Raw genomic sequence first — 14,147 nt, 5'->3', positions numbered from 1 at the left:
CTCCTTTTGAGCAGGTAACGGTTACTTCACTGACAATTCGCTGACCCACGCCCAAGCGCGGCCATCTTGCGATGTTGGCATCTTACGGAAGGTGATGCTGATCGCTTCAGTTTCCACGGGATGTGCCAGCTTGATGTCCGTCTTGGGAGAGAACGTCGTCGTAGCGATTTCTGTTCCCTCTCGAGGCGTATTGGGATTTACAGCACGTACCACGCCTTCACCACCGGTGGTCGACGGATCCATATCCAAGGTGATCTCAGAGACCGTTGCCTTCTTCTCGAGCTTCACCAAGATGGTGACCGCGGTCTGGTCCAGGAACTGGTTGTAATCGAAGTAGCGCGAGTGCCAATTCGTCTTTGCGTCGCCGTCAATCATATTGACAGCCATTTCCTCGTGGTCACCCTTATCGTTTTGCCATGACAACACGGAAACACTAGAAATTACGGGCTTCTCCGTCGCTGCCTGAGTGGCTTCTTGGGTGGGCTGCGCCGATGCTGAGGCAGATGCCGATGAGCTTGGCTTGCTGGACGAGCTGCTGATATCGCTGTGCTTGACTGGGCTGAGGGCAGTTGCACCCGCCCAAATCGTGGCAATGACAGTCAGAACTGCAGCAAAGATAATCGTGGGTCGCGTGGGGTCAATTCCCTTTTCGCCCCCATTTCCCGAGGCCGAAGCGCGTGAGTGCTCATCGTGGCCCTGAGCGTCGCCGGAGTTTCCACGGCCACCGCCAGAGCCTCCGTTACTGCCTCCGCCGGCCTCGGAATGACCGTGACCCGAGGAGCGACTTGGGGTGGCAGCCGTGGCGGAACCCGCAACGGATGCTGCAGCCCCTCCGACAACCGCGCCCTCGGCGAAACCGTGGGGAAGCGGAGTGGGGATACGAGAAGTTGATTCCTGATGCTGAGCCTTAGCGGCGGCTGTCTCAGCCGAGGCCTCGGCAGCTGCAGCGCCCAAGGGGATACCGGCGGGCGCGGTTGCGTCGACGTCGTACATGCGCGCGGTTGCGGGCAAGGTCGGGACGATGGGGTGTTCGGGCTTTGCTTGGCTCATCTGGACGCTCCCTTGGGAACCGCGATTGCTGTGAGGAAGGGTTGGGACATTCGCAGGTGTGTCCTGCTGGGGTGAATGAGACGATGCCGCAGGGTGGCCCTCGCCGTCGGGATGAACAACATCATCGAAGGTCGGCACCGAAAGGTCAACAGAAAGGGGAACCCAATGTGGCGTTCCTTCACGGGGAGTGTGCTGATCCTCGGTAGCCATGGTTTCCTCCTGAGGGGACGGTGCCACACCATTATGAACGCTTTGTGGTTCACGTGTAGGTTGCGCGGCCGAAAGCAGGTCACACACCGCAATCGGAAGATGTAAACGCTTGAGCAGGGGACGAATACTGGTTGAAGATTCTTGGGGATTGATCACGCGCATTGCGATCATGTACACGACGGTGACGATGATGGCCACCACACCAAACTTCACGCCCGAAAGCAGCCAGCGCAGGATCTTTGAGGACAGGGTCGTGTAGATTCCCATGAGCCAAAGAGCGCCAAAACCGATACCGCCTGCGATGATCGCACACCCGACATAGGTGAGGTAGGAGCGCGTGATTTCTGAGGAATTTACGTAGCTGTTGCGCTGTCCGACCCAGCGCATCGCAATCAAACCCTGAACGATTCGGCAGACCGTTTCGCCAAGAGCCGCGCCGATCACCCACCAGCGCACGCCGGTTGCGAAGTAGATCGACCAACCGACAATGATCTGCAAGATCGTCGGAACAATGCCCATGAGGAAGACGGGCTTGGCGTCCTCGTAGGCGAAGAAGACGCGCTGGCTCATTAGAACAATGCCCGTGGAAGCCACACCGGGCATGAGGGAGACCAGGATCAACGCGTAGGAAGAAATGAGTTCGGGACGGGCGGTGTTCGTGACAACCAGCTGCATCATGGGAGCAGCGCCCGCCATGAAGATCGCAGCGGCAAGAACCGTCAGTGAGGTGATCAGGCGAATGCCTGTGTGGTAGTGCTCGGCGACTTCTTCGTCATTGTCGTCGGCAACCGCGTAGTTCAATCGCGTAAAGATTGCGGTTGCAAGAGAAACAGTGATGACCGACTGCGGCAGCATGAAGATCAAGAAGGCTGCCGAATACCCCGCCAGGCCTGCGATGGGCATGGGGTTCTGGTTCAGGTAGTTATCCGCAATCGAAGCGATCGCGTTCGTCGAAAGAACACCAACCTGAGACACACCCAAGGTTGCGAAAGTCCAACCCGCAACCTTAGAGGCGGAGCCAAAAGACGTTCCACGGAAGTGAAAATCAGGCTTGAAGGAAACTCCCGCACGCCGCATGGGAATGAAGAGCACCAGAGCCTGGCAGACCACGCCCAAAGTGGTTGTGATCGACAGCAGCCAGAACTGAGGGGATGTGAAGTCAGAAATTGCGAAATCTTCGTGGGCGCCCCACAGAATGAGGAAAGCTACCAGACCCGCGATTGCAATGATGTTGTTGAGCACCGGCGCCCACATGTAGGGACCGAAGACACCGCGGGCATTGAGTAGCTCGCCCAAGAGGTTGTACAGGCCGTAGAAGAAAATCTGCGGGAGACACAAGAACGCGAAGGCAACGGCAAGTGAGCGGATGTCTTGGCTGTATCCCGGTGCCATGATGACGATCAGTACGGGCGCCAAGAGCGTTGAGACGAAGGCAACCAAGAACAAAATTGTTCCGGCCAGAGTAATCAGTCGGTTGATGTAGACCTGACCCTCGTCGCGTTTGAGTGCGCGTACGATCTGTGGGACCAAGACCGCATCGAAAACGCCCGATGCCAGCAGATTGAAGATTGTGTTGGGAAGAGTATTTGCCGTTTGGAAAGCCGCGGAGACCGCGCCACCGGCAGAACCCAGGGCCGCCAAGAGCATGGCGGCTTTAATGAAGCCAAGGACTCGGGAAACCATTGTTCCCGAGGCCATCAGTACGCTGGCTCGAAGAAGTGAGCCGTTGCGGGCCTGGCTTTCACTCATTCTGATCCTCTACATCTGGTTTGGGTGAATCCGAGCTTTCCGGACGATCCGGCTGACGCGGGGGACGTCCTGCTTGGACAAAACCACCGCTGGAAAGTGGAACGTTCACTGTGCCCTTTTCGACGCCGCCCATTCCTGGAAGATGCGAAGACTCTTCGGTCTGCGAGGACTTCAAACGACGTCGAATGGTCCGAATGATGCCGCCAAGGAAGGCAATTCCGATGATGACGGTCACGACCGCGGTGGCTGCGTCTTCCCATCCCGCGCGCATTCGCACCAGGACTTTCTGGGAATCATCAAGAACAGCTCCGCTGGGCGTTGACACCTTATAGGTCACGCGAATATCACCCGAACCAATTGCCGTGACTGGAACATCCACATTCGAGGAGGAATTCGCGGGGATCGTGGCCGTTCCCGTGCTGGTTACGCGCAGGCGTGGGTCGCTGGGAAGCAAAGTCACTTCGACATTGACTGGCCAGGGAAGTGAGTTACGCACGCGCACGGGGAAATTGGCGCTCTTGTTAATCAGATTGACGGCGTTCGAGGATTCAACTGAGACGGAGGACCTGAATGTATCAAGTGCCTGCGTATTTGCAGTGATCGTTTGGCTTTGCTGGTCACCCGCATCCGCTTGGAGCGCGCTGGCTACGGTCGTATTCAATTGAAGACGCGCAGCATCAACATTCGCTGTGGCATCGGCCAAAGGAAGAGCGTTTGAATATGCTTCGCTCAGTCCTGCCGTTTGCGAGCGCAGTTCGTCAGAAAAATGAGCATCCTCGACGGGGTTACGTTCAATATCGGTGGCCTCGGAATCCACGAGTTCACTGAAACTGGTGCCCTTGACCCAGCGGTTATCAAGGATCGCACGAACACGCTCAATGCGATTCTCATCCAGCGAGGACCCACGCTGAAGTGGAACAAATAAGGTACGCGAGAAGTTTGGGCGCTCGCGGGTGATCATCGCGGTCAAAGCTGTCAGGAATTGCTGAGTATCCAGCTCATCATCAACGCTTTGCGCATCCCACGACAAGAGCTCGCTCAGATTGTCGATTGAGGCAAGAGCAGTGACCGTGTCCCCAGACTGAGCAGAGTCACACGTGTGGGTCTGGCCGTCAGATGAGAGCTTGACCTTGGCCATCGAGGTGAAGTTCTGCTCTGAGCTTGGCGCTAGTTGCCCGGGAGGAGCAATCACAGTCGAGGCGTATTTGCTGTTGAGCGCTTGGGTACCCCAGCTTTGCGAGGCAGGCCAGGAAACATTTGAGATCAGTGTTGGCCCGGAGTTGTCGTTATCTGACGAGGCCGAGCTTGAGTCCGGCGAGGGGGTGGCGCTAGGTGATTGCGAACTTTCGCTTGAGGGAGTTGCGCTTGAGGACGAAGAAGCAGAGCTCGTGGGAGAAGTAGACGCATTTGAACGCGAGGAAGGCAGGAGAGCCTTGACCTTGCTGACGGAGGTTGGAACCGAGGCGCGCGATGAGGTCAGGTAGTCCATGACCGCGTCATTGTTGAGCGTGGTTGCCAAGGAAAGGTCTGCGTCGTGGCTGGGCAGAGCAACCAATTCTTTCGTGCGCTCAAAGAAAGTTTGGAGAAAGGCCGCGCGAGTATTGCGATCTGCCGTGATCTCAGCCTCGGAACGCGCAGTGGGCGAAGAGGACGCACTGGGTGAAGCGGAGGCGGTGGCCTCGGAAGAAGAGGAAGTCGAAGGAGAGGCAGCCGAGGAGGACACGGAAGGGAAGGCGCGAGTTGAACTTTGGTCTTCGGGGACCATGAGCTCACGGACTAAAGTATCCGAATCGGTCGCGAAGGTAACACCGGTCATCGATGCTGCGGACAGAATCGAATAGGAGTCGGTGGGAGTTTGCGGCGTTGATTCGGTCCACGGGAGCAGGACATTTGCGCGAGTGGGTTCAAGGGAATAACCCGAATCCCACACGAGGATTGAGCGATCAGAGCCGCGAGTTTCATCGCCTTCAACGACGACGGTGATTCCACGCGGTCCCCACTCAAAATCTGATCCGAAGGGAAGGGATTCAAAAGGGATTGTGATGTGGAAAGTCTGCTCGGCGTGAGGAGCAATCGTTGCTTCAAGGGTCCCCGCGTGAACGCGCCGACCCTGCCAGCTCTGGCCTGAAAGGTATGAGGAAAGCTCCGGTGCGGTCACGGGTGAATAGGTCTGGACGTAGGCATCCAGGGATGGATTCGTGACGGGCTTATCCGACAGGTTTCGAACGACGCCCGATACCTGCAGGTTGTGCTGCGAGGTAATGACCCGCGGTTCCAGCCTGTTGATTCGTACGTCAATTCCTGAGGCCTGACCCGCATCCCCCAAGATCTGCGGTCGCGTTGTTGATTGGGGCTCGAGTGCAGAAGGAGAGGTGGAGCGCGAAGAAGCCGAGGCCTGCGTCCCTTGAGTTCCCTGAAGGTGCGTGGGCAGTGCGTGAGCGCTCGCGGGGGTTGTCCCCAGGAGCAGTGCGCTCAGCGGCAGAAGAGTCAGTGCGTATCGAGCTGCTGGCGGCTTGATCATGATGCATCCCGGTAGAGCAAGTCCAAAGCGATACCGACAATGCGCCTTTCATTGGGATAGGCCAGCTCATGGGTGAGGTCACGCAAGGGAACCCACGCGGCGTCTTCGGCCTCGTGATCGGGGTCGCCCTCGACAGTGATGGAGCCTGAAATATAGCCCATTAAGTAGTGGTGAACGACCTTGTGAATCCGTCGATCTGCACCTGAGAACCAGTAGTCGATTGAGGCCAGGTGACGAATAATTCGCCCGTGGATTCCGGTTTCTTCGGCGACTTCGCGCAGAGCGGCTTCCTCGGGAGACTCGCGGCCTTCAAGATGTCCCTTTGGGAGGCACCATTCAATCTTCCCCGACCGATTACGGCGAGCAATGATTGCCGCATAGGGCTGACCATCGCGAACATCGACAACGATGCCGCCCGCGGAGGTTTCGGAAGAAACGGGAAGGAAATGGGGTGTCGGCTGGACCGTGCGCAAAGAAGGATTGCGACGCGGAGGCCGGGGCACTCCGGGTCGTAAGGCTTCAGAAGGCACAGTCATACCTCCACTTTAGGCGGGATTGGGGCTCTTGGTCAGGTCGCACCATCGGTCAAGTGGGAATTACCGCAATTTTTGTGTGTCAGAAGGTCAATTGGTGCGACCTTCGGCGCATGTCAACCGAAGACGAGGCCGTGATGCGGATGCATCAAAGATGCGGAAATCATGGCATGCTGGAGGGGATGAGTACACAACTTTCGCGAACGATGGGTCAATCCCGCTCACACGCCCCCCTTCCCAGCGGTCTAGGCGAGGGCGATCTGGGTCTATTAATGGCTCAGGCACAGCAGGCTTTTTCCCACCTTCCCAAGGAAATCCTCGAGCTCGGTGAAATTTTTGCCGAAGCTGGAGAGGAAATTAGCCTGGTCGGTGGACCGGTTCGCGATGCCTTCTTGGGACTCACTCCCCACGATTTTGATTGCACAACCTCTGCGCGTCCGGAGAAAACTGAAAAGCTATTGGCGCAGTGGGGGAATGCAACCTGGGATATTGGCCGCGAGTTCGGGACCATTGGTGGTCGCCGAGGAAAGCTGGTCGTTGAAGTTACGACCTATCGCACGGATTCGTATGAGGTCGGTTCGCGCAAGCCTGAGGTCGAGTATGGCGACACCTTGGAAGGCGATCTAACGCGGCGTGATTTCACCGTCAATGCGATGGCCATGCGATTGCCTCAGATGGCTCTGGTTGATCCCCACGATGGCCTTGGCGATTTAGCTTCGGGACGTCTACGCACCCCCGTTAGTGCACTGCAGTCCTTTGATGACGATCCGCTGCGAATCATGCGCGCGGCGCGCTTCAGTGCCCAGCTGGGTATTGATGTTGATGAAGACGTCATGAACGCCATGGAGTCAATGGCCGGACGTCTTGAGATCGTTTCAGCTGAACGTATCCGCGCTGAACTTGAACGACTCGTTATTTCGCCGTGGCCCAGGCGCGGTTTGGAATTGATGGTCCATACAGGGGTTGCAGATATCGTCCTGCCGGAACTGTCTGCTCTGGTATCGACCGTTGATGAGCATCATCGTCACAAGGATGTTTACGAACATACGCTGATCGTTTTGGATCAAGCGATCGACTTGGAAACAGATGCTGACGGTCCTGTTCCCGGTCCGGATTTCATTTTGCGTTTCGCGGCACTCATGCACGATGTGGGCAAGCCGGCCACGCGTCGCTTTGAACCCAATGGCACGGTGTCATTCCACCACCACGAATTAGTGGGAGCGAAGCTCACGCGTAAGCGGATGAAGGCCCTGCGTTTTGATAAGGCAACGATTGATGCCGTTTCAGAACTGGTTGCCCTGCACCTGCGTTTCCATGGCTACGGGGAAGCGAAATGGACGGATTCGGCAGTTCGCCGTTACGTCGCTGATGCGGGAGAGCTTCTTGAGCGCCTGCATCGCCTGACGCGCGCTGATTGCACGACGCATAATAAGCGCAAGGCCGCCTACCTGTCTGCTGCTTATGACGACCTAGAAGAGCGTATTGCCGCTCTTCGCGCCCAAGAAGAACTCGATGCTATTCGTCCCGATCTCGATGGCGATCAGATCATGGAAATCCTTGGTCTGCGTCCTTCGAAGGCCGTGAAGATGGCCCGCGATTATCTTCTGGATCTTCGAATGGAACAGGGTCCTTTGGGAGAAGAAGCAGCGCGCGAGGCGCTCCTTGCTTGGTGGGCATCGGATGAAGTTCGAGAGATCGCCGCAGAGTATCAAGCACAGCAGGAACGCTGGGAAGCAAAGGCCGCCGAAAAGAAGGCGCGCAAGCGCCGTTCTGCCAGCGAAAACTAAGCCGATCCGGAGCTTGCTTTAGGCAATATGCCCGCTTTCTGCGTAGGCTAGACACGATCACCTATGCTGAAAGGCTGGTTTTTCGTGACACCTTCTAACGCAAACGACGACCGCGGACGTCGACCTCTTCCCTCGCGGGCCGAGGCCACTCGACGTCGGCTCGCAGAGCAGGCCCGTCGTGATGGAGAGGGAACGATTCCCAAGACTTCCGCATCCTCAACACCTTCCGCACCCAAGCGGACTTCCGCAGTTGCGCGGGTCTCAGGCGGGGCCTCGGCGCGCACAGGAAGCAGCAGCGAGGGTCGACGCACAGGCACCCAAGGCGCTAGCTCCTCCTCGGCAAGTAGTGCGCGTAAGCGTCCCACTCGTCCACAAAGCGATCGCGAGGCCTCGGCAGCAGCAAGCCGCGCGCGTGCAAAGAAGGGCCCAGCTAAGGGCGGTAAGGCAAATAAGGGGAAGAAGAAGCGGAGCCTGGGTGCACGTATCGGCCGCGGAATCCTCTTTACTTTCCTTGGGCTGATCATCGCGGGGCTGGGAACCTTCCTGGTTGCCTACGCCGCGTTGACGGTTCCCCAGGCCGATCAGGTTGCGCTCGCGCAGACCACAACTGTCTACTACGCCGATGGCACCACCGAAATGGGCCGAATGTCGCAGGTCAATAGGAAGATCATCGATGCATCGACCCTTCCGGACTATGTTGCGCATGCCGTTGTTGCCTCGGAAGACCGGACTTTCTACACGAACTCCGGCGTTGATCTTAAAGGTATTGGACGCGCACTGGTCAACAATATTAGGGGCGGGGCACGCCAAGGTGCATCGACCCTGACTCAGCAATATGTTGAGCGCTACTACGTTGGGGAAACAACCGGTTATGTGGGTAAGGCCAAGGAAGCAATTCTTGCCCTCAAGATCAACCGCGAACAGTCCAAAGACCAGATCATCGGCAACTACCTCAACACCATTTACTTCGGGCGTGGAGCCTACGGAATTGAGGCCGCATCCCAGGCTTACTTCGGTCACGAAGCAAAAGATCTGACCCTCTCCGAGGCCGCAATGATTGCCGGAATCATTCCCGCTCCTTCCGCGTGGGACCCGGCGGTTGATGAAGAGAAAGCGCGCTCGCGGTGGACTCGTGTCATCAATCTGATGGTCGAAGACGGGTGGATTTCACAGGCCGATGCGAACGCGGCTGAATTCCCCAAGACCATTGATCCCGATACTTTGGGCGGGCCGACAATGGAAGGGCCGACCGGTTATCTCATGGAGCAGATCCGCACGGAACTTGCCCAAGAGGGTGGTTTCACGGCCGATCAGCTGGCAACCGGTGGATACCGGATCATTTCCACAATCGATAAGGAGAAGCAGGATCAGGCGGTTGAGGCTGCCGAGTACATGTACACGGTGCGTGGGTGGAATGAAGACTCCATGCACGTGGCTTTGACGTCATTGGATCCCGCTACCGGTGAAATCGTTGCCGAATACGGCGGTAAGGACTACCTCAAGCGCCAGCAAAATGGTGCGACGCAGGACATCATGGCTGCCGGTTCGACCTTTAAGCCCTTCGCCTTGATTGCTCACGCCGAACAGGGCGGGTCGATCTACGACACCTATGATGGTTCGTCGCCGAAGACCTTCAGCGGATTGGCACGTCCGGTGAGCAATGACTCGGGTGTGTCCTGGGGGCGACAGAACCTGGTGAATGCAACGAAGAATTCGATTAACACGGTTTTCGTTGGACTCAACCAGGAAGTTGGACCCGCAACGACCAAGCAGGTTGCTGTTGAGCTGGGCATCCCCGAAGACACCAACGGCTTGGATGACTCTCTGCTGAATGTTCTGGGCTTCGCGGCTCCTCACAATATCGATCTGGCTCACGCTTATTCGACCATCGCTTCTGGTGGCCAGCGAACCACCCCGCACATTGTCCGCGAGGTGCAAAACTCTGATGGTTCGAAGGTCTTCCAGACCACCGTGAACCCGAAGCAGGTTTTCGATACGAAGACCATGTCAACGGTCCTTCCTGCGCTGCAGTCCGTGACCGCTTCGGGTGGTACAGCCGAGGCCGCTGCAGTTCTCAAGCAGGATAGCGGTGGAAAGACAGGTACCTCGGAAGAGCAGAAGACCGCACAGTTCGTTGGTTTTACCCCGAGCTTGGTCACTGCCGTTAGCATGTACCAGCTAGATGAGAATGGTAGCCCGGTATCACTGACAAATATTGGCGGTTTGGGCCAATTCCACGGCGGCGACTGGCCGGTAACCGTGTGGGTGCGCTACATGAAGGCGGCGACCGCAAACGATACGAAGCTTCATTTCGACTGGTATAAGCGTCAAACCGCGACTCCGGTGAATCCTGCTCCGGTTGCGACGACCACCCCCACTCCGACTGAGGAAACACCAACACCGACTCCCGAGGCGACCCAGGAAACTCCCGGCGCTGAGGTTCAGCCAACCGTTACTCCTTCTGCCCAAAACAACGGCGGCAATGGCGGCAACGGTGGCGGCTCTAACGGCGGGGGCTCATCGAACGGTGGTGGCGGACGCCCCGGTGGCGGTGGCGGTCCGGAGTAAAGCCTATTCGGGTATAACAAAAGCCGGGGCAATCCCTTTCGGGACGCCCCGGCTTTTGTATAAGCCTTGTCAGACTGTCACTTCACGGCCAGAACGCGAACCTTAAGGTTTGCGCGAACATCGGCGTGGAGGTTGACCGTCACGGTGTGGTCACCGGTGGTCTTGATCGGGTCGGTGATGATCACGCGACGACGATCGATGGTCTGGTTCAGCTGTTCCTTCACTGCGTCAGCGATCTGAGCGGCAGAGACGGAACCGAAGAGGCGTCCGTGTGCACCGACCTTGCTGTTCACGGTCACAACCGCGGCCTGCAGGGCGTCGCGCACGAGGCGTGCATCGTCGACGGAAGCGATCTCACGACGGCGGCGAGCTGCTGCCATCTGATCGATCTGTGCCTGTGCACCCTTGGTCCACTTGGTGGCGAAGCCACGGGGAACCAGGTAGTTACGGGCGTATCCAGACTTGACCTCGACGACATCGCCTGCGGAACCGAGACGTTCCACATCGTGGGTGAGGATGAGCTTGGTAGTTGCCATTTTTCACTCCTTCCCTTCGAATCAGCGGCCGGTAGAGGTGTAGGGCAGCAGGGCCATCTCACGCGCATTCTTGATGGCGCGAGCAATGCGACGCTGCTCCTGGACGGAGACACCGGTGACGCGGCGAGCGCGGATCTTGCCACGGTCCGAGATGAACTTACGCAGCAGAGCGGTGTCCTTGTAGTCGATCGATTCGATCTTGGCCGACTTCAGCGGGTTGGCCTTCTTCTTAATGGGCTTATTGCGAAGTTGAGGCTTCGCCATGATGTTCTCCTTGATGATCTGAGCGAGTGAACGCTCCCAAGCATGTGTTCAGCGTGTGTCAGCGCAATGCTGACGAAGCGCTATTTAGAAGGGCGGATCTTCGGCGAAAGAGGTCGCAGCACCGGAATCGGATGTGCGCCACGGATCGTCTTGAGAGCCGCCGGCGGGTGCGCCATAGCTGGCCTGGCCCTGTGAGTAACCACCTTGGTTTCCATAGCCCTGCTGCTGTCCGTAGCCGCCACCCTGGGAGTAGCCTCCCTGGGGTGCTCCGCCTTGCGAGGCCGGGCCGCCCGTGCGGGTGACCTGTGCCTTTGCGCGGCGCAGTGAGGGGCCGACCTCGTCGACTTGAAGTTCGACGACGGTACGACGTTCGCCCTCGCGGGTTTCGAAAGAGCGCTGCACGAGGCGACCGGTGACAATGACGCGCATTCCCTTACGCAGGGATTCGCCGACATTTTCAGCCATTTCGCGCCAAACAGAGCAGCGCATGAACAGGGTTTCCCCATCCTTCCATTCGCCGCTTTGACGGTCGAAGGAACGCGGGGTAGACGCCACCGTGAAGTCGGCGACGGGTGCTCCGCTCTGCGTCCAACGCAGTTCCGGATCATTGGTCAAATTGCCAATGATCGTAATGACGGTTTCTCCAGCCATTGGATCTCCTTGGTGGGCTGTATGAGGTGATTGCTCAGGCGAGCAAAGGTCAGTGGGCGTCCGGACGCAGGAGCTTCGTGCGCAGGATGGACTCGTTCAGAGTCATCAAGCGGTTGATTTCCAGCGCAATTTCGGGGGTGGTCGTCATGTTGATGACGACGTAGATTCCCTCGGAACGCTTGAGAATGTCGTAGGCAAGACGACGCTTGCCCCAGATGTCGACCTTTTCGACGGAGCCGCCGTTAGCGGTGACCTGCTCGAGGTACTTCTCCATCTGCGGGGCGACGGTGCGCTCGTCGATCGAAGGATCGAGGATCACCATCAGTTCGTATTCACGCACGTTGATACCCACCTCCTGTGGTCTTCGCGGTCACGGTATTTCCGTGACAGGAGGGTCATGCGTTGCAATTACCGGAGTTTCACCGGCTTTTGCACATGGACACATGGGTGTCCATGTGACTCATTTCTTGCCCGGGTGGGTAGAAACAGTCCAGCGTCAGAGTCTAGCGTTTTTTCAGTTTTCTGTCACTACCTGTCACCTAGTTCAAAGCGTGATTTATTCGGCGCTTTGGGCACCGGCCTCGTGGCGAGGAATCAGCGCATGTTTAGGCGAGAACCAGGTGATCCACGAATTGGTCAACGCGCGCGTGAGCATGTACAAACCGGTGACCAAACCGATGAGGACTGCAACTGCCTGAGTTTCTGTAAGGGCGGGGCGCGCAACCGAGAACAGCCACAGTGCGGGAAGCAGAATCGCCAGGTTGAGGAATGCGGCCTTTGCCAGCGATGCTCCGCGTCCGGCTCCAATCAGGACGCCATCGAGCAAGAAGGCGTGAGATTGAGCGGGGAAGAAGACTGCGTTGACGATCACCGCGGGGATCGCCATGTTTCGGACCACGGCCTCGGAAACGAAGAAGGAAGGGATCCAGGGGGACAGGGCAGCGGTCAATGCGCCGATGATGATCCCCGCAAAAATTCCCCACCACGAGAGGGTGCGAAGCAGAGTGCGCAGCTGTGAGCGATCGCCCGAACCGATTGCGAAGCCGACCAGGGTTTGCGAGGCGATCGCAAGGGAATCGAGAAGGAAAAGTGGGATTTGCCAGGCGGACATGACAACTTGGTAGGCAGCCAGGCCATTCACGCTAATTGCCGTCGCGCTCCAGATCGAGGTGAGGAAGGCTAGACGAATTGCGACCGAACGGGCCAAGAGGGGGCCTCCGACGCGCGCGGATTGGCGGATTCCCGTGAGTGAGGGCCGCAGGGAGACTCCCAGGGTGTGCGCCGGACGGGCAAGGATTATGACCAGGCTGATCGCCATGATTGTTGAGACGATCGAGGTTCCAATGCCGCTACCGACAATCCCTAGGTTGATCCCGTAGATGAGGAAGGCGTTGAGGCCAATGTTCAGCGCTGCGCCCGCTCCAGCCGCGATGAGCGGAGTGGTGGTGTCCTTCATTCCGCGCAGGACACCCGTGGCCGCCATGGTGATCAACGAGGCCGCAAGTCCGGGTAGGGATGCGTAGAGGAAGGATTGGGCGTAGGGCATGATTTCGGGTGCTGCGCCCAATGCGTGAAGCAGCGGAATTCCACAGAGTGCCAAGAGAAGAGCCAAGGAAACACCGATGATGGCTGCGAGCCACATGGCGTGTACTCCCAGTTCGCGTGCCCTGCGTTCGTTTCCGGCTCCCATTGCTTGGGCAGTTTCGGCAGTGGTTGAGTAGGCCAGGAAGATCGACATTCCGTAGACGGTGTTGATGATGATCATGGCCAGGGACATGCCGGCGATTTTCTCTGCACCCAAGTGTCCGACCATCGCGGAGTCAATGGTGAGGAAGAGCGGTTGGGCGATTGTTGCGCCCAGGGTTGGGATGGCGAGTGCCAGGATTTGTCTGGTGAGGCTTGGTTTTTTCGTCACCACGGGGGTGCTGTCACCTGTCTTTTCTGAAGGAAGGCTGGGAATGGGATCGGATGCTTCAGTAAGTGTCTGTCTATCCACTGACGTGGATCCATCTGTGGATAGAGCCTGTTCAGAGTGCTCATTTTCAGTTGATGTCGGTTCATTGTGGATAGAAATATGTGACGTGCGTAAACCTTCAATCTCCACTTGAGGCTTATGTTTGCGCTGGTCATCGTTATCCACTGATTCTCGCTCCACTTTTTATCCACAGTCTGTGTACACATCTGTGGAAAGATCTTACTCGGAAAATGGCGTGATTCTAGGGAAACTCAAAACTGAGGATAGCCTGAGAGAGGGCTTGGGAAATACCTGTTATCCACA

General features: G+C 57.6%; 10 protein-coding genes. 2 read left to right on the top strand and 8 right to left on the bottom strand.

Features of this window, described 5'->3' with window-relative positions:
* Positions 1-21: 21 nt before the first annotated feature.
* From murJ to HGAS_RS04635, 3 genes are read right to left on the bottom strand one after another with little or no spacing between them, the layout of a single operon-like run.
* Positions 22-3,009 (bottom strand): murein biosynthesis integral membrane protein MurJ, encoded by a 2,988-nt coding sequence (gene murJ, locus HGAS_RS04645; protein ID WP_019126700.1) that lies wholly within the window; start codon positions 3,007-3,009, stop codon positions 22-24.
* Entirely contained in the window at positions 3,002-5,530 is a 2,529-nt protein-coding gene (locus tag HGAS_RS08485; protein WP_019126699.1) for a DUF6049 family protein, read from the bottom strand. Before HGAS_RS08485 ends, murJ begins: the two co-directional genes overlap by 8 nt.
* Positions 5,527-6,066 (bottom strand): NUDIX hydrolase, encoded by a 540-nt coding sequence (locus HGAS_RS04635; RefSeq protein ID WP_019126698.1) that lies wholly within the window; start codon positions 6,064-6,066, stop codon positions 5,527-5,529. Before HGAS_RS04635 ends, HGAS_RS08485 begins: the two co-directional genes overlap by 4 nt.
* A 269-nt stretch (positions 6,067-6,335) precedes the next feature.
* On the opposite strand from HGAS_RS04635, the gene HGAS_RS04630 reads away from it, so the two are divergent.
* Entirely contained in the window at positions 6,336-7,850 is a 1,515-nt protein-coding gene (locus tag HGAS_RS04630; protein WP_026066647.1) for a CCA tRNA nucleotidyltransferase, read from the top strand.
* Between the two features lie 63 nt (positions 7,851-7,913).
* Positions 7,914-10,418 carry a transglycosylase domain-containing protein gene (locus HGAS_RS04625; protein ID WP_026066646.1) on the top strand — a complete coding sequence of 835 codons (2,505 nt, stop codon included), beginning with the start codon at positions 7,914-7,916 and terminating at the stop codon, positions 10,416-10,418.
* Positions 10,419-10,495: 77 nt separating this feature from the next.
* Here HGAS_RS04625 and rplI read toward each other — a convergent pair whose 3' ends face one another.
* The 5 genes from rplI to HGAS_RS04600 all read right to left on the bottom strand — a co-directional run bounded on the left by rplI (position 10,496) and on the right by HGAS_RS04600 (position 13,865).
* Positions 10,496-10,954 carry a 50S ribosomal protein L9 gene (gene rplI, locus HGAS_RS04620; RefSeq protein WP_009748155.1) on the bottom strand — a complete coding sequence of 153 codons (459 nt, stop codon included), beginning with the start codon at positions 10,952-10,954 and terminating at the stop codon, positions 10,496-10,498.
* Positions 10,955-10,975: 21 nt separating this feature from the next.
* Positions 10,976-11,218 carry a 30S ribosomal protein S18 gene (gene rpsR / locus HGAS_RS04615; protein WP_009748154.1) on the bottom strand — a complete coding sequence of 81 codons (243 nt, stop codon included), beginning with the start codon at positions 11,216-11,218 and terminating at the stop codon, positions 10,976-10,978.
* An 84-nt stretch (positions 11,219-11,302) separates the two neighbouring features.
* Entirely contained in the window at positions 11,303-11,869 is a 567-nt protein-coding gene (locus tag HGAS_RS04610; RefSeq protein ID WP_009748153.1) for a single-stranded DNA-binding protein, read from the bottom strand.
* A 49-nt stretch (positions 11,870-11,918) separates the two neighbouring features.
* Positions 11,919-12,209: a 30S ribosomal protein S6 gene (gene rpsF / locus HGAS_RS04605; protein WP_026066645.1), complete on the bottom strand. Its 291-nt coding sequence runs from the start codon at positions 12,207-12,209 to the stop codon at positions 11,919-11,921.
* A gap of 216 nt (positions 12,210-12,425) precedes the next feature.
* Positions 12,426-13,865, bottom strand: coding sequence for an MATE family efflux transporter (locus tag HGAS_RS04600; protein WP_233993713.1), 1,440 nt, complete (start codon positions 13,863-13,865; stop codon positions 12,426-12,428).
* Between the last annotated feature and the right edge of the window lie 282 nt (positions 13,866-14,147).

The organism is Actinomyces sp. ph3 (assembly GCF_000308055.1).
Taxonomy (GTDB): domain Bacteria; phylum Actinomycetota; class Actinomycetes; order Actinomycetales; family Actinomycetaceae; genus Pauljensenia.
Note: the sequence above shows the minus strand (reverse complement) of the source record. Positions and strands in the feature narration are given on the sequence as shown.

Coding starts and splice junctions, on each gene's coding strand:
- rpsR (WP_009748154.1), bottom strand. CDS start 11,218: ATGGCGAAGCCTCAACTTCGCAATAAGCCCATTAAGAAGAAGGCCAAC.
- murJ (WP_019126700.1), bottom strand. CDS start 3,009: ATGAGTGAAAGCCAGGCCCGCAACGGCTCACTTCTTCGAGCCAGCGTA.
- HGAS_RS04625 (WP_026066646.1), top strand. CDS start 7,914: ATGCTGAAAGGCTGGTTTTTCGTGACACCTTCTAACGCAAACGACGAC.
- HGAS_RS04630 (WP_026066647.1), top strand. CDS start 6,336: ATGGCTCAGGCACAGCAGGCTTTTTCCCACCTTCCCAAGGAAATCCTC.
- HGAS_RS08485 (WP_019126699.1), bottom strand. CDS start 5,530: ATGATCAAGCCGCCAGCAGCTCGATACGCACTGACTCTTCTGCCGCTG.
- HGAS_RS04610 (WP_009748153.1), bottom strand. CDS start 11,869: ATGGCTGGAGAAACCGTCATTACGATCATTGGCAATTTGACCAATGAT.
- HGAS_RS04635 (WP_019126698.1), bottom strand. CDS start 6,066: ATGACTGTGCCTTCTGAAGCCTTACGACCCGGAGTGCCCCGGCCTCCG.
- rplI (WP_009748155.1), bottom strand. CDS start 10,954: ATGGCAACTACCAAGCTCATCCTCACCCACGATGTGGAACGTCTCGGT.